The 21,222-nt window shown below is 37.2% G+C and carries 14 protein-coding genes; 4 read left to right on the forward strand and 10 right to left on the reverse strand.

From position 1 onward, the window contains the following. Positions 1-16 precede the first annotated feature (16 nt). The gene (locus tag GVN22_RS10080; protein ID WP_166550904.1) at positions 17-2,458 is read right to left on the reverse strand and encodes a penicillin acylase family protein; all 2,442 of its coding nucleotides are present in this window, start codon (positions 2,456-2,458) and stop codon (positions 17-19) included. 264 nt (positions 2,459-2,722) lie between these two features. Between GVN22_RS10080 and GVN22_RS10085 the strand changes: the two genes are divergently transcribed. The 3 genes from GVN22_RS10085 (at position 2,723) to GVN22_RS10095 (ending at position 5,086) form a co-directional block, all read left to right on the forward strand. Continuing rightward, positions 2,723-3,556, forward strand: coding sequence for a glycerophosphodiester phosphodiesterase family protein (locus GVN22_RS10085; protein ID WP_166550905.1), 834 nt, complete (start codon positions 2,723-2,725; stop codon positions 3,554-3,556). Positions 3,557-3,666: 110 nt separating this feature from the next. Beyond that, positions 3,667-4,479, forward strand: a complete 813-nt coding sequence (gene ispE / locus GVN22_RS10090) for a 4-(cytidine 5'-diphospho)-2-C-methyl-D-erythritol kinase (RefSeq protein WP_166550906.1) — start codon at positions 3,667-3,669, stop codon at positions 4,477-4,479. Between the two features lie 34 nt (positions 4,480-4,513). Further along, a complete protein-coding gene (locus GVN22_RS10095; protein WP_166550907.1) occupies positions 4,514-5,086 on the forward strand; it encodes a cytochrome c oxidase subunit 3 in 573 nt (190 codons plus the stop codon). A gap of 177 nt (positions 5,087-5,263) precedes the next feature. On the opposite strand, the gene GVN22_RS10100 is transcribed toward GVN22_RS10095, so the two are convergent. The 7 genes from GVN22_RS10100 to GVN22_RS10130 form a co-directional block, all read right to left on the reverse strand. After that, complete coding sequence (locus GVN22_RS10100) at positions 5,264-6,037, reverse strand: hypothetical protein (protein WP_166550908.1); 774 nt, start codon at positions 6,035-6,037, stop codon at positions 5,264-5,266. 309 nt (positions 6,038-6,346) lie between these two features. Then, on the reverse strand, positions 6,347-7,501 hold the full coding sequence (locus tag GVN22_RS10105; RefSeq protein WP_166550909.1) for an efflux RND transporter periplasmic adaptor subunit: 1,155 nt from the start codon (positions 7,499-7,501) through the stop codon (positions 6,347-6,349). Next, positions 7,494-11,822 carry a CusA/CzcA family heavy metal efflux RND transporter gene (locus GVN22_RS10110; RefSeq protein ID WP_166550910.1) on the reverse strand — a complete coding sequence of 1,443 codons (4,329 nt, stop codon included), beginning with the start codon at positions 11,820-11,822 and terminating at the stop codon, positions 7,494-7,496. The genes GVN22_RS10105 and GVN22_RS10110 overlap by 8 nt, the downstream gene beginning before the upstream one ends. 327 nt (positions 11,823-12,149) lie before the next feature. Continuing rightward, positions 12,150-12,542, reverse strand: a complete 393-nt coding sequence (locus GVN22_RS10115; RefSeq protein ID WP_166550911.1) for a hypothetical protein — start codon at positions 12,540-12,542, stop codon at positions 12,150-12,152. Between the two features lie 359 nt (positions 12,543-12,901). Further along, the gene (locus GVN22_RS10120) at positions 12,902-13,735 is read right to left on the reverse strand and encodes an HNH endonuclease (protein WP_166550912.1); all 834 of its coding nucleotides are present in this window, start codon (positions 13,733-13,735) and stop codon (positions 12,902-12,904) included. After that, positions 13,735-15,096: an AAA family ATPase gene (locus GVN22_RS10125; protein ID WP_166550913.1), complete on the reverse strand. Its 1,362-nt coding sequence runs from the start codon at positions 15,094-15,096 to the stop codon at positions 13,735-13,737. The genes GVN22_RS10120 and GVN22_RS10125 overlap by 1 nt, the downstream gene beginning before the upstream one ends. A 129-nt stretch (positions 15,097-15,225) precedes the next feature. Further along, positions 15,226-17,856 carry a valine--tRNA ligase gene (locus GVN22_RS10130; RefSeq protein ID WP_166550914.1) on the reverse strand — a complete coding sequence of 877 codons (2,631 nt, stop codon included), beginning with the start codon at positions 17,854-17,856 and terminating at the stop codon, positions 15,226-15,228. A gap of 263 nt (positions 17,857-18,119) precedes the next feature. Between GVN22_RS10130 and GVN22_RS10135 the strand changes: the two genes are divergently transcribed. After that, positions 18,120-18,575 (forward strand): sterol desaturase family protein, encoded by a 456-nt coding sequence (locus GVN22_RS10135; RefSeq protein WP_166550915.1) that lies wholly within the window; start codon positions 18,120-18,122, stop codon positions 18,573-18,575. 437 nt (positions 18,576-19,012) lie between these two features. On the opposite strand, the gene GVN22_RS10140 is transcribed toward GVN22_RS10135, so the two are convergent. Both GVN22_RS10140 and GVN22_RS10145 read right to left on the reverse strand, forming a co-directional pair. Next, positions 19,013-20,191: a hypothetical protein gene (locus GVN22_RS10140; protein ID WP_166550916.1), complete on the reverse strand. Its 1,179-nt coding sequence runs from the start codon at positions 20,189-20,191 to the stop codon at positions 19,013-19,015. A gap of 266 nt (positions 20,192-20,457) precedes the next feature. Continuing rightward, a complete protein-coding gene (locus GVN22_RS10145; RefSeq protein ID WP_166550917.1) occupies positions 20,458-21,186 on the reverse strand; it encodes a 3'-5' exonuclease in 729 nt (242 codons plus the stop codon). Positions 21,187-21,222 lie beyond the last annotated feature (36 nt).

The following is a 21,222-nucleotide window of genomic DNA, read 5'->3' on the forward strand; positions in this document are numbered from 1 at the left end:
TGAATGGAGATTCTTACTATTTCTTTTTCAAGACTAAGGTTTGTTTGATTCGTTCACTTTTTTCTTCTTTGTTTTGTAAGAAAAGTAAAGAATTTAATTCTCCCTTACGCCAAGTTTCGATCATATCGTCATAATGTGGGCTTCCTGGGTTTCCTGACTGTCCACCAGGGAATACGCCATATCCTTTTACCGATTTGTCTTTGCCTAACTGTACAATCATACGCCAAGATGGTCCCGTACGACCCGTTGTAGCATTGACTATTCCACTTCCACCGCCGATTTTAACATCCATTTTACTCAAAGCATCTAAGCCCGGAATCAAGTGTTTAATGTCCGTTGATTTATATTTTTCCCAAGCCCAAGCGGTTCCCATTGGTGCATTTTGCCATTTTGTCAAACTATCGATTGTAGCATTAAGTGTCACATTGGCCAATTCTGTCAAGGTCTCTTTCTTATCTTTAGTTCTTACATCATCAAACCATTTAGCATCTGGTTGCTTTAAGATTAACTGAAGTGTGCGTGCATGCGATGGCGATTTCATTGGAATGTTTTTGTCATAGCCAAAGTCGTCTTCCCAAATAGCGTTGTTCAGTAATTCTACCCAAACCGTAAATATTGTTGGTCCTATTTCATCTGGATTATTGAATTTGTTCCAGAGTTGTAACACGCGTACCGCAGCCATTTGTTTTTGGGAAGGCTTTTGTACAAAACTCAACATCGTTGGCAACCAATCTTCTGCCTTAAGGTTATAATTATCGTTTTGCAATTCTCTCAAACTATCAACCGTTGCTTTGTTCATGGTTTGCAAACGAGTATTGATACGGCGTCCACGCTCGGCAGGAGCAAATTCCCAGTTGATATAGTAAGGATACTTAGGGTCAGTTGACGATTGGTTTGCAGAGCTCACAAAACCACGTTTAGGATTTTTCACATGTGGATTATGCAACTGAGGGATAAAACCTTGCCAATCAGCTGCAGGGTTGGTTCCATCCAAAATGTATTTGCCTTGCTCACGAGCTTTTAGTGGGAATTTCCCATTGACCCACAAGGCAATATCGTTTTGATTACTGGCAAAAATAAAGTTTTGAGCAGGAGCCGAATAATATCCTAAAGCCTTCACATATTCATCATAGTTTTTGGCACGGTTCAAATGATAAAAAGCACTCAACTCCTGTGATTTTTCATGAGCAATCCAACGCAAAGCGTGACCAGTCGGGATATTGTCACGGATAGGCTTTTCATTATCCAAATACACTACAGGACCATGATGTGTATAAAGAACGGTATCCACTACAGTTTTTCCACCTTTTACGGTATAGGTTTCTATTCGTTTCTGGATTTTTTTCCATTGGTTGTCGTGCCAATATTCTTCTTTCTTAGCATCCTTAAATTTTACTTGATACCAGTCTACAACATCGGCACCAACATTGGTTACACCCCACGCAATATCGTTATTGAAACCGATGATTACATTGGGTGTTCCTGGCATAGTGGAGCCATAAACATTTACCCCTGGCGCTGTCAACTGAACTTGATACCAAATAGATGGTAAACTCAAGGTAAGATGTGGGTCATTAGATAAAATTGGTAAGCCTGTCACGGACTTTTCGCCACCTACAGCCCAGTTGTTGGAGCCTATTCCTTTGTCACGTTCTTCGGCTACTTTGTTACTTCCCATTCCAACAAAATCTACAGGAGCTTTGGGTAATGGAATTGGTTTAAAATCTAAAGGCGTTCCTTCTGGAATAATAGGACTTTCTTTGAAAGGATAGTTAGGAAAAAGCTCTTCGGCTATGGCTTTACCATATTTCCCTAAAATATTCGTCATGCGCAAATCGTCTGTTCCAGACGCAAGGACAAATGACATATTTTTGAGGAACAAAGCACTTTTAATGGGAGTCCAAGGTTCGGGAGCATAGCCCAACAATTTATATTCTACGGGATAATCTCTTGGTTTTAGTTGAGAAATATAGGCATTGATCCCGTCAGAATAGGCTTCGAGTGCCACTTTGCCTTTGGGATCTTCCATCATTCCTTCGAATGATTTTTCTGCACCAAAAACCGACCCCATTCTTCGTTGATAGCGGTCTTGCTCGAGGGCTTTTTCACCCACGATTTCAGTTAAGCGACCTGCGGCAAAATGAGTCTGAAACTCCATTTGCCAGAGGCGGTCTTTGGCTGTAACATATCCTTGAGCCAAATACAAGTCGTGATCGTTTTGAGCAAAAATATGCGGCACACCAGTTTCGTCATACTCTACCGTAACTTCGTCTTGTAAGCCTGGGATATTTAATATTTGAAGCTCAGATTTGGGAGCAATAGCCTCGGCATTGGTCCAGAAGCCTGTAAATGGACTTAGAAAATTTCCCATCGGAGGAATATTTCCCCAGCCACGGTTTAGGGCATAGCAAAGACCTACAGTAATTCCAACAGTGACAAGAGTTTTAACAACTTTCATTGGGTGTTTGCGTTTTAGTTTGGTGAATCGGTAAGTTTACAGCGTTCAACAATTGAACAATTGCAATATTTTTTATAAATATAAACATTAGAAACAGAAGAACAATTAGTAGATTGATTACATTGAGTATTTAGCAATGCTTTTTCAGTAAGATAGGCTTTAATTCCTAACAAGCTATTATTAAAATAAAGCTTCTATTCGATAGTACTTTAGCTTAAATATATTGTCTTTTTTGCAAAAACATATAAAATCCCACGTTATATCATGATACAATCCATTATTTTTCAAGGACATAGAGGTTGTAGAGGACTTTTACCAGAAAATACTATTCCAGCCTTCTTGGAGGCTTTGAAGTATCCTATTGACTATCTGGAATTAGATGTTTGTCTGAGTAGAGATCTCGATGTAGTAGTTTCACATGAACCGTATATCAACTCACTTTTTTCTTCTTATCCAACAGGTAAAGCGGTGCGTAAAAGCGAGGAGAAAAACCTTAATTTGTTTCAGCTTTCTTATGAACAAATTCGCAGTTTTGATGTTGGCCAAAGAGGAAATAAGTTATTTCCAGAGCAAAAGCCAATGGCAGCTTACAAACCCTTGCTTGCTGAAATGTTAAAGGCTTGTGAAGCTCAACGTAAAAAATACCCTGATTTTGGATACAATATTGAGATAAAATCTGAAGAGAAAGAATATGGGATTAGCCAGCCATACGATGTCAAGGTATTTTGTGACAAAGTATTTGAAGTCTTCAAAAATATTAATCCTGAGCATGTTATTGTTCAGAGTTTTGACTTTAATATTTTGAAATACTGCAAACAACAAATGGATTTGGGAGTTTATCCTAAAGTACAACTTTCGGCTTTAGTGACTAATGAAGGGGTTCGTCCATCTTTAGAAAAGTTGGGATTTTTACCTGATTATTTTAGCCCTTACTTCAAAAGTTTAACGGAAGGTAAAATAGAGATTTGTCACCAAAAAGGAATTCGTGTGGTGCCTTGGACGATTAATGAAATTGAAGATATGCGTCGTTTGATTATGATGGGCGTCGATGGAATTATCACTGATTATCCGAATAGGATAGATGATATTTTAAGTTGATAAACTTTACAAAAAATTAGTCTGAGACTTGAATTAGAGTGTATAGACTTAACCTACACCTCTAGTATATTTGTGACTATTAAACATTAAACTTATTAGAATTACTCAAAATGCTAACTTTTCCCAACGCTAAGATTAATATAGGGCTTTATATCACCGAGAAACGTGCTGATGGATTCCATAATTTAAGTTCATGTTTTTATCCTGTGGGTTGGAGCGATGCGCTAGAGATATTACCAGCAGAAACTTTGAGTTTTGAGAGTACAGGTATTGATATTCCTGGAGATGCCAGTCAAAATCTCTGTTTGAAAGCCTATCATTTACTCAAAAAGGATTTTCCAGAAATGCCTCCTGTACGTATTCATTTACACAAGGTTGTACCAATTGGAGCAGGTTTGGGAGGAGGGTCGGCAGACTGTGCATTTACCATTAAATCACTCAACTCATTGTTTAGTTTAGGTCTTGACGATAAAGCCATGCAGGCGTATGCGAGTCAGTTGGGGAGTGATTGTGCCTTTTTTATCGAAAATAAACCAAAATATTGTTTCGGAAAAGGAGACCAATTTGATGAAATAGCTGTTTCACTAAAAGGGAAATATATTGTATTGGTCAATCCCAATATTCATATTTCAACGGCTGAAGCATACAGCTCTATTAAGCCTAAGCCAGCCAATGTCGATTTGCAAATAGCTTTGTCTCAATCCTTAGGTACTTGGAAAGAGTCCGTACTAAATGATTTTGAGATAAGTCTCGCGCCCAAATATCCTATCATTCAAGACATCAAAAATCAACTTTATAGCCTTGGGGCTGAATATGCCTGCATGACAGGATCGGGCTCAACGGTATTTGGTATTTTTGAAAATACCCCAGCAATAAAACAAGCATTTAAAGAATATATGGTTTGGCAAGGTCCTTTGGAATAAGTACAGAGGTATTGTCTTCCTTCAAGTTAAAATTATGCAACGCAAAGAACCGTTTAAGTTTATGCTACAGTTAGCCATGTTTGGAAGTGGCTTATTGTTTTTGGGCTTATTGGTATTCTATACCATTTTGAGCAGACCCGAAGCTGGTTTTGGTAAACTGATTTTGCCTGAAATTTTTTGGGCAAGTACTTTATTAATGCTCATCAGCAGTCTTACGTTATATCTTGCCGAATGGAGTTTTGATAAGCACAATTTTAAAAGCTATCGATTCTATATGGGTAGCACGCTCGCCCTTGGTATTTGCTTTATTGTCATGCAGCTATTAGGTTGGAAGGAGTTGTTTGAACTCAATGCCAACTCAGCGATTCGAACCTCCCGAGGATTTATTGTCATGATTTCGGGACTACATATTCTTCATATCGTTGTGGGATTGATTTTTTTGGTAAAAATCTTTATTGAATCGCTCAAACGACTCTCTTATGTAGAATCTTTTGTGTATTCGGTCAATCCTCCCAATCAGCTCAAAGTCAACTTAATCGTGTTCTATTGGCATTTTGTAGATATTCTCTGGGTAATCCTATTTTTGTATCTATGGTGGCAGAATTAGATATAAATGCTGAATTGTGAGCGATAATTTTAATTTTACTCGCAATAGGCATTAAGCGCTATCCCTATTGCTGAAGGTATAAAAGTGTTTCTAATAAAATCATGAATACATTTATTGCCTAATGCCTACGGCTTACCGCTTAAAGCTTACTAATGCAATTTTATGGTGCATTAATACTTATTTCTTGTAATACAGCATTTTTTTACCCGTGTTATAATCCGTCAACAGTAAAGCTCCTTTGTCGATGTAGTATTTCGAGTTGGGTACATCTGTGACTTTGCCATTAATGGTAATACGCCAGTACAACATATTCCCTTTGGTAAACCAACGTGCTCCCGCTGCTTTGATTTGAGCAATTACAGAGTTATCTCCGCCTGAGGAATTTCCAGAGCTATTAGGTCCACTTACGTAAGCGCTCGAGCCACCATCGTCTATCGTCCCATCGGCATTGAGAACGATGGAAGTACTACTCCCGCCATAGAACCCTCCGTTTGACGAGTAATTTTCGTGGTGCGTCCATGTACCAACAAGGTTAGGGTCACGAAATAATCCATCAGGTTTTGTAGATGTGACAGCAGGCTTTGTAGCCTCTGTTTTCTTAGAAAAGCTTCCTTGTAGAATAACCTGATTATTATAACTAATTTGTTGTTGGATTGTGTTGTTTTGCCAAATCATTTCAAGACCAAATACGGTTCCATCTTTGTATGAAAGTGTACCAGATGCGTTATAGGTATTGACGATACATTTTAATTCATAGCTTTCAAGATTTGCACCTGAGTGCACATGTAGTTGGCCAACAATTTGGTTATTCCCAGCACTTGAAATGGACATTTCGGCTTGTAAAGCACCTCCACTGCCCTGAACTTGTCCTTGCCAGTTACCAATAAAATTTTGAGCGATCGTTTCAAATAAAGACATAAAGAAAAAAGATAGATATATGAGCGTTTTCATACTGAGAGTTTAGGATTAATACAAAACTAAAATAGCTCATTATGAAGCGTTCTACAAAAAAACAGAAGGTTTCTGAGTAAGTGGAAAGATATATTCACATTTGATTTTCAGAAACTTACTCTTGTGAGGTATTTAGTAAATTAAGATTGAGTAGATGAGTGATTAATTGTAGAGACGCAATGCTTTCGTCTAAAGCTCAATCGTATCTAAATCAAAAAAAGGGGTCGAAAAAATAATTTTCGACCCCTTTTTAGACGCAAAGCATTGCGTCTCTACTACTAAAGATTCATGTTTCAATAAAACACCCTACTATTCTCCTTCGCCTCCTGCTAGCATAGCCTGTAAAATAGAAGCATTTGCTTTGACAATTTCTTTTGATGGAAGCGTTTTTTCAAGGATGATTTCTACCATGCCATTTTCTGTAATTCCTAATTTCACAGGTACTTGTTGATAGCTATTTGTTTTGAGTCTTACAAAGATAAAACCGCCTTCTCCACGACGCACAACAGCATCTTCTGGTAAAGTTTGTACGGCTTTTTTACCTGTCAAAATTTTGGTATTGACATACTGACCCACCACTAGTTTCTGCTCTAGTACTTCATTATCCAAGTGTCCATGAACCAGAATAGCTTTGGTTGGGCCTTCGATGGTTTGTCCTACCAAAATCACTTTTCCTGTTAAAGGCTTATCTGCTAATCTCGGATTTTCGAGTAATAATGTTTGACCTACTTGCACTTTATTAGCATCTTTTTCAAAAACATTCAATTCTAAGTGCATGTGCTCACGGCTCACTAATTCCATCATGACATCGGTAGGAGCGATGTTTTTTCCAATATTGACATAAACCATTTTGGTTACACCATTAATAGGAGAAATCACATTGATAGAGGGTGTAATATTCCCAGCTTTGAGCTTAGCGATATTACATCCTATCAGCTTTAGTTTTTCTTCCAAGCCTTTTATCATTGCTTTACCTGTCTGATACTCAGAATCAATCTGCTGCAATTTCTTTTTTGAACCTACATTTTCTTGGTTCAGGGTTTCTTGGCGGCTCAAATCCTGCTCTTGGAATTTTTGTTTGCTCAACGCTTGCAAATATTCTTGTTGTAGCTGAACATATTCCATACTCTGTACTACTGCTAGCACTTGTCCTTTACGAACGGGCGTACCTGGCAATAGGCTAAAGCTTTTGACAAAACCTGCAATCGGAACACTCACCGAAATCATTTGTTGTGGCGGTACTTCTACTTTACCATTAGCAGTAACCTCTTCGCCTACAATGGTTTGTTCAAAACCACCTACTGGTAATTGAATATTTTTGGCTTGTGCCTCGCTCACATGAACGATATCGACTACTTTTTCGGCTGTCGATTCAGCATTTGCTTCAGATTTGGGGTCTTTTGAACAGTTCCATAAAAGTAAACTCGACAAAAGTGCAATATATATAGGGGCTTTCTTATTCATGACCTACAAGAGTTTCGATATTGATAATTACTTGATTTAAATTATGGACTTCGCTCAAATACATTTCTTTGATTTGCCAAGCCTGCGTAATGCTTTGGACAAACTCCACGTATTCTATTTCTCCAGCTTGATAGCTTTTATGCGCAGTGCTAATCATCAAATTAGCCTGCGGAATAGCAGAACTTTGATAATACTGTACTGATTTCCTTAGCTTTTCTAGCTGAATCTTTAGCGATTGTAATTGCTTGGCAGTTTGCTGTTCGGCTAGAGACAAACTTTCTTTAGCAATTTGCTCGTTGATACCTGCTGCATTAATACGTGCCTTTTGTGCCTTCGCAAAAAGGGGAAAATTGAGTCCTGCCTGAACAAAATTTTGGTTATAGTTTCGCTCAATACTCTGGTTGGTAATCCCAACTTTAAAATCAGGTTTCAAACGCTCTTTTTCGAGTTTTGTTTGTAATTGACTTACTTCAATTTGCTGTCTAAGCAATTCCAGATATGGATTATTGCTCAATTCTGTTATTTGAAGTTGCAAAGGTTTTTGCATATTGGTCTGCGTATCAATCACAAAATCAGCAGTAATATTTAACAAAAATGAAAGACTCTGATATAGACTCTTTTCATCAGACAAAATACTTTGAATTCTATTTTGGATTTCATGCAAACGAGTTTCGGTCGAAACCTTTTCGAGTAAATTGGTTTCACCCGTTTGATAGCGTAAAGACGCCGCCTTGAAAGCACTTTGGTACAAACTATCTTGTTGCTGAACCACCTTGAGTAATTGGGTATTGAGTAAAATTTGATAATACAAACTTTTTACCTCTGCTACTACTTGATTCTTTGTCATATTCAAACGCTTTTCGGACGAAGCTGTATGACTTTTCAACAAATTCTCTTGTGCTTTATACAAAGACGGAAAGGCAAATGATTGACCCAAACTAAAAGTCACATCATTGTTTGTATACGTCTGTGTACGACCAAATTGGGTATCAAAACTGGTTTTGGGTAAGTCCTTTGCTGTTTTTTCCAAAGCCCTATTTCCTGAAATCTCTAGTTTTCCTACTTGTAAGCTCTGATTTTGTTGAATCGCTTTTTCAATACAATGATCAAGCGTTAGCACTGGAGAATTTTGAGCGTTTGTAGTATTTCCTACCCCAAAACCTAACAGTACAATAATGATTACTACCGAAGGTTTTACTTTTATTCTAGAGGCCGCTAGACTATAAATAGCAGGCAATACGACTAAGGTCAATAACGTTGCAGAAATCAACCCTCCGATAACTACCGTTGCCAAAGGACGTTGTACCTCAGCACCTGGCGAATGTGAAAGTGCCATTGGCAAAAAGCCTAAAGAGGCTACTGCGGCTGTCATTACCACAGGACGAAAACGAGTTTTAGTTCCTTCAATAATTCGCTCATAAATATCAGTAATGCCTTGCTTTTCGAGACTATTGAAATAGGCTATCAATACAATCCCGTTGAGTACAGCTACACCAAACAAAGCTATAAAACCAATACCTGCCGACACAGAAAACGGCATTCCACGAAGCCATAGCGCCATTACACCGCCAATAGCAGATAGCGGAATAGCAGCAAAAATAATAAGCGCTTCTTTGAGAGAATTAAAAGTAAAAAACAGTAAAGCAAAAATGAGAAATAGCGCAACAGGAACCGCTATTGCCAAACGACTTTTGGCGGCATTGAGGTTTTCAAAAGCTCCTCCATATACAAAGTTGTAGCCTGCAGGAAGTTCCACTTTTTTGTCTAATACTTGTTGAATTTCATGTACCAGACTTTCGACATCACGATTACGAACATTAATCCCAATTGTAATACGACGGCGAGCGTTATCACGAGCAATTTCGGTAGGAGCATCTTGGTATGAAATATTGGCAACTTGCGATAACGGAATTTTACCACCATTGGGTAAATCAACATACAAATCGCTGATATTTTGTAAATCTTTGCGATACGCAGAATCAAGGCGAACAACTAACCCAAAACGTTTTTCTCCTTCATATACAACACCTGCTTCTTCGCCAGCAAAAGCAGTCTTAACAAGAGCGTTGAGTTCTTTTATTTTGAGACCATACTGAGCTATTTTCTCACGATTATAGTCCACAACCATTTGCGGAACGCCTTCAATTTGTTGTACTTTCAAATCTCCAACACCTTCGATTTTGGCAATATGCTTGGCACTTTCTTGTGCTTTTTGGTATAAAATATCCAAGTCCTCTCCAAAAATTTTAATCGCAACATCAGATTTCGTTCCTGCTATTAGCTCATTAAAACGCATTTGAATAGGTTGTGTGAATTCAAAATTTACCCCAGGTAATTCTGACAAGGCATCATCCATTTTGGCAGAAAGCTCTTCCATCGTTTCTGCTTTTTTCCAGTGCTTCATGTCTTTTAATTCAATAATTAAATCACATGAATTGATTCCCATAGGATCAGTAGGTATTTCGGATGCTCCAATACGAGATACCACTTGACTTACCTCATCTGGAAACTCACGAAGTATAATTTGTTGAGCTTGGTTGTTCATTTTGATACTTTGCGATAAAGAAGCATTGCTATGCAAAAGCGTCTCAACCGCAAAATCGCCTTCGTTTAACTCTGGAATAAACTCACCTCCCAATGAATTGAATAACAATAAACTACCCGCAAACATCGCCACTGCTCCACCAACTACCACCGCCTTGTTATGCAATACCCAGCGAATAATAGGGGCGTAGAATTTGTATAAAAAGTTGATGATTTTATCAGAAATTGTCTCTTTCAAATTGACTTTTTTGCTCAATAACAAAGACGACATCATTGGAACATAAGTCAATGATAAAATCAAGGCTCCGATTATGGCAAAACCAACCGTTTGCGCCATGGGCTTAAACATTTTTCCTTCAATACCCGTCAAGGCTAATATCGGGAAATACACAATCAAAATGATAATCTCTCCAAAAGCTGCTGACTTACGAATTGTTACGGCAGAATGATATACTTCGTCGTTCATTTCCTGTTGCGTCAACGTTAGGGTATGTGTTCCTGACTTCTGAGCTCTTTCGTGTAAATGATGAATGATAGCTTCGACAATAATCACGGCGCCATCCACAATCAACCCAAAGTCAATAGCACCCAATGACATCAAGTTGGCCGATACGCCAAAGAGGTTCATCATACTAAATGAAAACAACAAGCACAGAGGAATCACAGAGGCTACCACAAGCCCAGCACGAAGATTTCCTAAGAGTAAAACCAAGACAAAAATCACAATCAAACCACCTTCTACAAGGTTTTTCTCTACGGTACCTATCGCCTTGTCAATCAATTTACTACGATCCAAGAAAGGTTGAATTGTAATACCTTCTGGAAGTGATTTTTGAATTTCTTTGATTCTAGCTTTTACGTCTTGAGTTACGACCTGAGCCGAAGCGCCTTTGAGTAATAATACCACCGCTCCGACAGCCTCTCCTTCGCCATTACGCGTCATTGCTCCATAACGAACAGCGTGTCCAAACTGTACGGTAGCCACATCTTTAACTAATACAGGAATCCCTCCTCGATTAGCTACTACAATATTGCCAATGTCCTCGACATTTTTTACCATCCCTTCAGAGCGGATAAAATAGGCATCTGTACCTTTCTCGATATAGCTACCACCCGAGTTCGAGTTGTTATCTTGTAACGCCGTAAACAGTTCGTTTAGGGTAATATTGGCCGCACTAAGGCGTTCGGGATTAATGGCAACTTCGTATTGTTTTAGATTTCCACCAAAAGAACTAACCTCTACAACGCCCTTGATACCAAGCAATTGTCGTTTCACAATCCAATCTTGAATCGTACGAAGCTCGGTGAGAGAATAGTTATTTTTAAATTTTGGATCAACTGCTAACGTATATTGATAAAATTCGCCAAGCCCTGTCGTAATAGGTGCTAATTCGGGACGCCCAGCTCCTGCAATTAGATTAGGTTCGGCTTCTTTAAGCTTTTCAGTTACTTGCTGACGAGCTTTTTCTATAGGTACGTCGTCTTCAAAGACTACCGTAATAATTGACAAGCCCATTCTCGAAAAAGAGCGAATTTCCTTCGTATTTGGAACGGTTCTTAATGAGATTTCTAGTGGAATAGTGATAAATTTTTCAACCTCAGTAGCAGGTAAAGCGGGAGATTGAGTGATTACCTGCACTTGGTTAGATGTAATATCTGGCAGGGCATCTACGGTAAGCTGAGTCAAGGAAATTCCACCCCAAGCAATTAAGCTCAAGACAAATAATCCAATAATCAGCTTTTGATTTATGCTGAATCGAATTAATGAATCTATCATTAGTTTTTAAAATAAAGGTAGTGAGGCTGGTTATTGAGGGAATTGGTGATGGAGCGATTGAGTGATTATAATCGTTTATGAATCTCTCAAAAACATCAATACAAGTAGGAGGGCTGTGTAGTGATTTGAATCGTTTAAACTCATTACTACACTCAAACTTATAGTCATGCTGATTATTGAGAAAAGGGTAAATACATGAAGTTTGGATGATATTATTAAAATTCATCTACGTATTTAACCACAAAATACTCAATAGTAAATCACTCATTCACTTTCTCTCAATAAAGAGCCGAGAATGTTAATTTGAAATAAAAGGAAGATATTCGATTAGAATCGGGGTGGATTGAGTAGCGACGAGGCTAATAGGAAGTCGTAAAGGTTTTGCCAAGCAAAGTTGGGACCAACAAAACCCCTAATAATGGGCTTAAATTTCAACGAAATTTGCTGAAAAAAGGATGGCAAAAAGGCATGAACCGCCTGAGAGTCCAGACTAGGCAAGTGTGAATGCGAGTGCTTGGCAGTTTTGGTATGATTTGAGGCTGCCGAATAGTGCATTGCTAAAAAGCTCAAAAAACTCATATTGCTCTTCTCAGTTTTGCAATGCCATTGGTAATGCTTCACTAACTCGCCTATTTTTGCCAACTGCAAAGTATCTACCTTTGGAAAAAGACTTCCCAAAAGGATAGTGACACTTAGAAATATGGCAATAATTTGTTTCATGAAACAAAGGTAGTTGTTAAATCCAATCCAAAAGTATTTCGCCATAAAAACTTTTCCAGATTGGATTATTTTTATTTTTTGGTTGGAGCCCAATAAGATGAAAAAGTTTAATCTTATTGCTTCTTTTTACAAAAATGTTGAAAAACAGACAGTTTTATAACCGTATCTATCCGTTTTTAATGAAAAACTAACAATTTTCCACAAAAGTTATCCACATTGCAAACTTATCCACTGTGGAAAAGCCCCTAATTGTGGATAAGTCTTTTTTAGCCGATTTTATGTCAAACGTCCTAAATTGGGCTAATTATTTATAACGATTCTAAGGAGGTCTTATAACTGTTGTGGTCTATAATAAATACTTACATATTTAGATTGAAATATGTTAAAAACCACTTGTACTTCATTAAATCATCTTTCTTAGTAGGAATTAAATTTCTATTCTGATCCCAAAAATTATTTAATATTAGCTCTGTATCATTTCTTGAGAGAGCAACCTTTAGGATAGCAGCATTGATGTTATCATCAGAAGTAGGATTAGGATATAAGTCAACATTTGCCAATTCATTCCAAATTCTTCTGTAGACAATCAAATTATTATTAGTTGAAATTTTTAAAATTGCTAGCTCGTTTTCATATGCCTCAGCAAAAGCTCTTCCTTCCTGATCATAGCTTACTTTATTTTGAATATTTCTATCATAAAAAAGAGGTTTTAAGAATTTACTTCCTCTTTCATGATTACAATGAACATTACTCTTACAAGACGCAACTAAATTATAATAAGCTATATCATGAGGATATTGAGGATGCGTAGCTCTATAGGTAAACCTGTCAAAATTTACACGAAAAATCACATACCTATCTAGTTCATCGAATCCTATTCCTATATATTGATTAAACTTGTCCTGTGTTTTCGTTTTATGAGGAATTATATGTTCTAATGTTGTATCTGCATCTGATATTTCTTTCATACAATAACAACAGTAGTTATTCTGATTTTGTAGAATAACCAACTTCAAAGACGAATAGTATGATATATCTTGATTACCAGGCAAAATAATCTTTCTTATACGTAACCCATTATCATAGTCAAAATTACTGTACTCTCGATTTTGAGCTATCCATGAACTTTCAAGGAAACTATCAATAATCTGATGCCCTTCGATACGATGTGTAGATTTATCTATATACTGCATTACTTATACGATTTCTTGAGTTGGTTAATTTCTTCTTTTAAAACACTGGGAATTTCACCACCAACATATTGTTCCAGTTTTTTCAACATCTTATCAGCTTCTTCTTGCTTATTTTTTCCATACAAAAATAAATAGGCATTGATGTATTTATCGATAGTCGTAGAACGAGGAGCAACTTCCATGATTTCTGATAAATTAGTGGAGTAATCTATCCCATAAATATTATCAATATCTTGATTTGTGTAATTATCTCCATCATTTTCTAATTTGATGATTTTACTTGTTTCACCATCCGCCTTCTGATTACTGATAATCAAAGGGGAGTGAGTGCTAATGATAAACTGTATTTGCGGAAAAGTTTTCTGAAACCGCTGAAGAACTTCTTGTTGTAGGGTAGGATGTAAATGCAACTCCAATTCGTCGATAATTACAATTCCTTGGGGTTCATGAAGACCATTTAAAATATAACTTCGATAGGCAATATCAAATACAATGGATAATAGACGATTATATCCTTGAGGTAAATGTTCAAAGAAAATCTCCCTTCTATTCTCAAAAATAAATTTAATAGATACAGAATTAGAATTTTTCAATGGTCTATCCATTACAATCTTATTAACCTTAAATTCCGGATTGATAAAGTCATAATTACCCTCCAATTGCTCAGTAAATATCTTTATCCGATTATCAATAAACTCAATCTCATCTCTTTCTGCTTTTGTATCTTCTTCTGTTCTTTTAAAATCGTTTACCTTGCTGTATTGAGAAACGTATCTATTTTGCCAAATCTCAGCACAACTTGTATCGGCATCCCATTGGTAATACCCAAAGGCTCGTGGAATATTTCCACTTTCTAAAACTCCTTTGGCATAAGAACCAATATTGGTTTTAGTATGTGGATAAGAATCAGAAAAATAAGCCAGAACTGGCAGTGGTGAATTCTGTAAGTCTTGATTATATTGTTTTATAAAAGACATAAAGGCCTCTCTATATTTAGTATCAAGCAATTTACTATTAGAGGTATTTTTAACGATGGCCCAATCAATAATCGTTTGTTCAAAATTCGCTATGGCATGTATATCAATAGGATACTCATAAAGTTTTTTATCGATATTAAAAAAAGCATCAGTTTCTTTTAGAGTTACTAAGCTCAAATAGGCATTTGTTCCTAAAAGCTTAAAGGATTCATTTTTTGTTTGATACTTCGAAAAAATAAAACTCAAAGATGCTTTTATAGCGTTCAATAATGTTGTTTTCCCCGTTCCATTTTTACCAATCAATATGGTAGATTGTGCGGCAAATGAAATGTAATATTGTTCAAAACATCTAAAGTTTTTGATTTTCAATTCTTTTAGTTTCATAAAACAAAGGTTTATTTTATAATAGCTCATTTTGAAATGAGTGCTGCACTGAGGTATCTACCAAAAAATTACTCTTGACGCCACTTAGATGCCAAGAGTAATTTAATGCTTTTTATTGTTGTAATAAAATTATTTTTTCAAACGAGCGATAGTCTCTTCCAATGCCTTAATCTTTGACTCCGCATCGGCTAACTTTTGGCGTTCTTTTTCTACTACATCAGGTTTGGCGTTGTTGACAAATCTTTCATTCGACAATTTTGCTTCTACTGATTTTTTGAACCCTAAGTTATATTCTAACTCTTTGGTCGCATTTGCTAATTCTGCTTCTACATCTAGTTCTCCTTCAAGACTAATAAAGAATTCATCAGCTTTTAATACAAAAGAAATAGCGTTTTCAACATTGCTAGAAACGTACTCAATCGCAAAGGTGTTAGCAAGCTTCACGATGATAGATTCTAATTGTTTGTAACGGGCTACATCTTCGGTTTTAATCGCCAATGGCAACTCTGTCTTTGGTGAAATTTGCTTAGTGTTACGAGTATCACGCACTTTTGAAACGATTCCGAACAAGATTTCAAAATCAGCCAAGACTTGTGTATCGATTTCGCCAACTACTGGATAAGCAGCACGACAAATACTTTCGCCTTCTTGACGTTCTGCAATTGCTTGCCAGATTTCTTCGGTAATAAATGGCATATATGGGTGAGCCAAAGCCATTAATTTTTCAAAAATTTCGATAGTAGCATCATACGTAGCTTGGTCGATTGGTGAACCAAAAGCAGGTTTGATAATTTCGAGGTATTGTCCACAGAAATCATCCCAAATCAAGTTATAAATCGACAACAAGGCATCCGAAATACGGAATTTGCTAAAATGGTCTTGAACTTCAATTACAACCTGACTGATTTTTGAGTTAAACCATTTAATCGCTAATGTATTACCTGTTGGTTGTTCTGCATCGGCAATTTCCCAACCTTTTACCAAACGGAATGCATTCCAAACTTTGTTACAGAAGTTACGTCCTTGTTCACACAGTTTTTCATCAAAAAGTAAGTCATTACCCGCAGGTGCTGAAACCAACAAGCCCGTACGAACGCCATCGGCACCGTACTGCGCAATTAAATCTAATGGGTCTGGAGAGTTACCCAATGATTTGGACATTTTGCGACCTTGCTTATCACGCACAATACCTGTCAAGTACACATTGCGGAATGGCAATTCGTCACGCCATTCATAACCTGCGATAATCATACGAGCTACCCAGAAGAACAAAATATCTGGTCCAGTTACCAAATCATTGGTAGGGTAGTAGTATTTAATATCTTCGTTTTCAGGGTTTTCGATACCATCAAATACCGAAATTGGCCACAACCAAGACGAGAACCAAGTATCCAATACGTCTGGGTCTTGTGTCAAATCCTCTTCGGTCAAGGCAAACAATTGTAATTCGTGTTGAGCTTTGCGTAAAGCTTCACGCTTATTTTTAGCAACGATTACCGTACCATCTTGCAAATAGAAAGCCGGAATTTGTTGTCCCCACCAAAGCTGACGGCTAATACACCAATCATGAACATTTTCCATCCATGAGCGGTAGGTATTTTTGAATTTTGAAGGATACAACTTAATGTTGTCATTCATTACGTTTTCGAGTGCAGGTTTTGAAATGTCTTCCATTTTCAAGAACCACTGCAACGATAACTTTGGCTCGATTACAGCACCAGTACGTTCTGAAGTTTTAACGATTGATTTATATTCTTCAACTTTTACTAAAAATCCTGCTTCTTCTAAGTCTTTTACGATATTGCGACGAGCCGCAAAACGATCTTGACCAACATATAGGACAGCTTTTTCATTCAAGAAACCAGCGTCATCCAGAATATCGATAACAGGTAATTTGTGCTTCAAGCCTAATTCATAGTCATTCAAATCGTGTGCAGGTGTTACTTTCAAACAACCTGTACCAAAATCCATGGCTACGTATTCGTCGGTAATCACAGGTATGGCACGACCCAACAATGGAATCTCCACTGATTTTCCGTGATAGGCTACATAACGCTCATCGTTTGGATTCACACAGATAGCAGTATCGGCCATGATGGTTTCAGGGCGCGTAGTTGCAATCGTCAAAAACTCACCATCAGCACCAACTACTGGATATTTGATATGGAAAAGTTTTGCCTGAACGTCTTTCTCGATTACCTCTTCATCTGAAAGCGCCGTTTTGCCTTGTGGATCCCAGTTTACCATACGAACGCCACGGTAAATTTGTCCTTTTCCGTACAAACGAACAAACGTATCGATTACGGCTTCGTACAAAGATGGCTCCATGGTAAAGCGAGTTCTATCCCAGTCACAAGAAGCACCTAGCTTTTTCAATTGATCAAGGATAATACCGCCGTATTTATCTTTCCATTCGTGAGCATATTCCAAAAACTCCTCACGAGTAATATCTTTTTTCTCGATACCTCTCTCTTTCAACATTGCCACGACTTTAGCTTCAGTTGCAATCGAAGCGTGGTCAGTACCAGGCACCCAACAAGCCTCCTTACCTTCCATACGAGCCTTACGAATAAGGACGTCTTGGATGGTATTATTCAACATGTGTCCCATGTGCAAAACGCCTGTGACGTTTGGTGGTGGAATGACTATTGAATAAGGTTCTTTATCAGGATTAGGCTTGGATGCAAATAGCTTGTTGTCAAGCCAATATTGATACCATTTGGCTTCAATTTCTTGTGGAGTGTACGTTTTTGAAATCATATTTGTATGAATCTATTGCATTGGGCAAAATAGTTCAGCCTTCAATAACATGGTTTTAGGATAAAAATTATGAATACCAAAAGCTTAGATTATCTTGCCTAACAAATTTTAGTTTGCAAAGATAGGGATTTTGGCGCAATGGCAGGCTAATAAAGTGATTTTCAAGAGTACGCTTTTTATAAATCTGCATGTATCTTCACCAAACAATTATATTTCTTTATTGGTTAATCCTTTAGATTTTAACCAGACATCTACTCAAAATTATGTTACTCAAACTTGGATTATTCTTCGGCACGTTTTTCTTCATGGAAGGATTTGCGTGGTTTACTCATAAATACATTATGCACGGAATCATGTGGAACTGGCATGAATCCCATCATGTGCATCACAATGAAGTACTTGAAAAAAATGATTTGTTTTCGGTGGTATTTGGTCTGGTTTCTACTGTTACAATTATAGTAGGGGATTTGGTGCCAGAGTTATGGTTTTTGTTCTGGATAGGGCTAGGGGTGGCGCTTTACGGCACATTTTACTTTATTTTCCACGATATTATTGTTCATCGTCGTCTCAAAATTAAATACGTCGCCAAAAGCAAATATATGAAAAGGATTATGCGTGCCCACTTTATTCACCACAAAGTACATACACGCGATGGAGCAGAAGCATTTGGTTTTTTGTATGCTCCCAAAAAATACGAAGGAGGAAAAGAAAGAATCTAGTCGAGTGCGGAATGCGGAGTTAGGAGTGCGGAGTTTAATAGAATTTTCTCAAACATGAATCATTCCAAATCTAATGACAGGTGCTCAGAACTTCTATTTGAATTTTACTTGTAGAGACGCAATACTTTGCATCTAAATCGGTAGAATTTTGATTGATAATATCAGCAAAAGTCATTAAAAAAGCGGTTGAAAATTATTTTTTTCGACCGCTTTTTTAATATTATTATGCTAGAGTTGACTTGGATTGGTACGTAAGAATTACGTATCTACAGTTAGCACAAAATTTTACCATAATCATTCATGAACTCAATTTAGAGATAACATACCATGAAATAGATTAGATTACACTTCCGAAATCCTACATCAGAAATCCGAAATAGATAATTTCATTATCCACTTTGTACCTTTGCTACTTGACACTTTGTCCTTACAATATTCTACTCCAACAAAAGCAACAACATTTCAGCAGCCTGCCAAGCGTTGGTTGGAGCAATGCGTAAATCCACCAAGGTTTGGTCAATAATACCGAGTGATTCGTATTTCAAATCTGTTACTTCTGCTTCCCAAGTCAAAGGATATTCACGTGCTGAGATTGGACCTTTATTTTGTTTGAAAAAATGATCTTCGGCCCATACATATTGTGGAGAGTTTAAGGCTAAGTTATCATCGACTTGATCTCCTTTCACATAGTCTTTTTGAAAATCCCACCAAATCAGAGAAGAGAACGAATCATATTGTGCGGGAATTTTGTATTTATCGGGCAACTGCATCTCTTTCAAGCCAAATTTCAACCATTTTGTCTGATAAACAGGATGCGGAAGCATATCAGCAGTACGACCTTCAATGAAACCTCCTTTATCAAAATTATCGGCTTCATCCAAAATTTTACTCACCAAAGGATGCTTTTTATCAGCAACAGTCGAAAGCATATATAATACCTGCCCTAGGTTGTCAGCCTCTGCATAGCCAGCATTATTATTACGGTCGAAAGGCGTATTCAAGCCTTTAATCCAAGCTTCTACCAACGGTAAATTATTCGTCTTTTTTAGCGCCATTGTGATGATTGCGGCACTTTTAAACCAAGGTTTGGTATAAACTGTGGTATTTACTAGCGGTTTCCCATCTTGAATATTTACCAACAGTTCATGATGTAGCGTTCTTAATACCGTAGGGAATTTTTTATCACTAAAGGTTGGTAAGGTAATAGGACTTTCGGCAAGAATAATCTGAAGGCTATTTTCATACACATAAATACCTGTTTCATCTTCTTGAATATCGACAGCACGTCCGTCTTGCAACTCCAAATGAACCAAATATTCCGAAGGTACAATCAGGGCAGATTTTACTTTCCAACGGCGAATCACACGTTTATCGCTTAGTGAAATAATACGTCCGTCCTTATAAAACATTTTAGGACGATTACCCATTCCGAAAAAGAAAAACTTAGCATCGGGAAGATTACGCTTTTTGGGGTGTTCTTTTCTAAAGCCTAATAATTCTTCACGATAGGTCTGAAGAGCTTTTTCGGCTTTGGGTTGAGTATATAACTGCGCGTGGCTGTAATTAATACCAAGCAGATATAGGAGGCTAGTGATTAAGAGTATATAATGTTTCATGGCTTATTGATAGCATTAAAACATCAAATTTAGAGAATTTAAGGATATGAACTCTATATTCCTGATTTTTCCCTGTAGGTACATCGGTTGAATAAGTACTAATACTTATTGCTATTGAGTGAGTTATGATTTAGTGAATGTGTTATTTCGGATTTGAGATTTTTGATTTCGGAAATATGAAAACTCACCTTTATTACTTCCCAAAAGTAGGTTATACTGCCAAAATCCAATAACTGATCTACTATTAACTTGTAACTTCTTTTTACTTAAATTCTTTCGATATTGTCCTCAGGAACTAAAGGGAGATTATGAAATTTGAGATAGAGCTGCGCTAATACGACCACATCTTCTTGGCAATATCTGGCAATTTTAGGAAGGTCTTTTTCCACATAATAGGTGTGATTTACCAAATCGCCACTCAACTCAACCTTACTACTTGGTATATTGAAAATGGCTGCGAGTAAATCTAATGAAGTATAATTTTTCTTATCACCAAACTTCCACAACTCTAAAGTATCCAAATGAGGTATTTCCCATGGTTTCTTACCTGCTAATTGTAAGGATTTGGGAATATTAACGCCATTTACCAACATTCGTCTACATAGATATGGGTAATCAAACTCCTTGCCGTTGTGTGCACAAAGCATGAGACTGTTACCTTTATATTTGGATTCAATGAGTGATGAGAACTGCGATAGAAGTTCTGTTTCCGAATCGGCAGTAAGCGTTTTCACCTTAAAACAAAGTTGATTGTCGTCGTCCCAATGAAAAAAGCCTAAGCCAATCGCTACGACTTTACCAAACTCAGCATAAATCCCTGCTCGTTCAAAATACAATTTTCCCTCATCGTATTGGTGAGGGTTTTGCATATAACTTGCTTTTTTTGACCAAAATTCTTGCATACGTGTAGGTAATTTGTCCCAACTTCCGTGAGCAGAAACAGTTTCGATATCAATAAATAAGAGATTTTTTGCGATTTTAGCTAAGTCAAGCATAGAAGGTTATGGTTAAAGTGTAGTAAAACTGGCTGA

It is taken from the genome of Cellulophaga sp. BC115SP (assembly GCF_009905545.1).
Taxonomy (GTDB): domain Bacteria; phylum Bacteroidota; class Bacteroidia; order Cytophagales; family Spirosomataceae; genus Flectobacillus; species Flectobacillus rivi.

Coding starts and splice junctions, on each gene's coding strand:
- GVN22_RS10080 (WP_166550904.1), bottom strand. CDS start 2,458: ATGAAAGTTGTTAAAACTCTTGTCACTGTTGGAATTACTGTAGGTCTT.
- GVN22_RS10085 (WP_166550905.1), top strand. CDS start 2,723: ATGATACAATCCATTATTTTTCAAGGACATAGAGGTTGTAGAGGACTT.
- ispE (WP_166550906.1), top strand. CDS start 3,667: ATGCTAACTTTTCCCAACGCTAAGATTAATATAGGGCTTTATATCACC.
- GVN22_RS10095 (WP_166550907.1), top strand. CDS start 4,514: ATGCAACGCAAAGAACCGTTTAAGTTTATGCTACAGTTAGCCATGTTT.
- GVN22_RS10100 (WP_166550908.1), bottom strand. CDS start 6,037: ATGAAAACGCTCATATATCTATCTTTTTTCTTTATGTCTTTATTTGAA.
- GVN22_RS10105 (WP_166550909.1), bottom strand. CDS start 7,501: ATGAATAAGAAAGCCCCTATATATATTGCACTTTTGTCGAGTTTACTT.
- GVN22_RS10110 (WP_166550910.1), bottom strand. CDS start 11,822: ATGATAGATTCATTAATTCGATTCAGCATAAATCAAAAGCTGATTATT.
- GVN22_RS10115 (WP_166550911.1), bottom strand. CDS start 12,542: ATGAAACAAATTATTGCCATATTTCTAAGTGTCACTATCCTTTTGGGA.
- GVN22_RS10120 (WP_166550912.1), bottom strand. CDS start 13,735: ATGCAGTATATAGATAAATCTACACATCGTATCGAAGGGCATCAGATT.
- GVN22_RS10125 (WP_166550913.1), bottom strand. CDS start 15,096: ATGAAACTAAAAGAATTGAAAATCAAAAACTTTAGATGTTTTGAACAA.
- GVN22_RS10130 (WP_166550914.1), bottom strand. CDS start 17,856: ATGATTTCAAAAACGTACACTCCACAAGAAATTGAAGCCAAATGGTAT.
- GVN22_RS10135 (WP_166550915.1), top strand. CDS start 18,120: ATGTTACTCAAACTTGGATTATTCTTCGGCACGTTTTTCTTCATGGAA.
- GVN22_RS10140 (WP_166550916.1), bottom strand. CDS start 20,191: ATGAAACATTATATACTCTTAATCACTAGCCTCCTATATCTGCTTGGT.
- GVN22_RS10145 (WP_166550917.1), bottom strand. CDS start 21,186: ATGCTTGACTTAGCTAAAATCGCAAAAAATCTCTTATTTATTGATATC.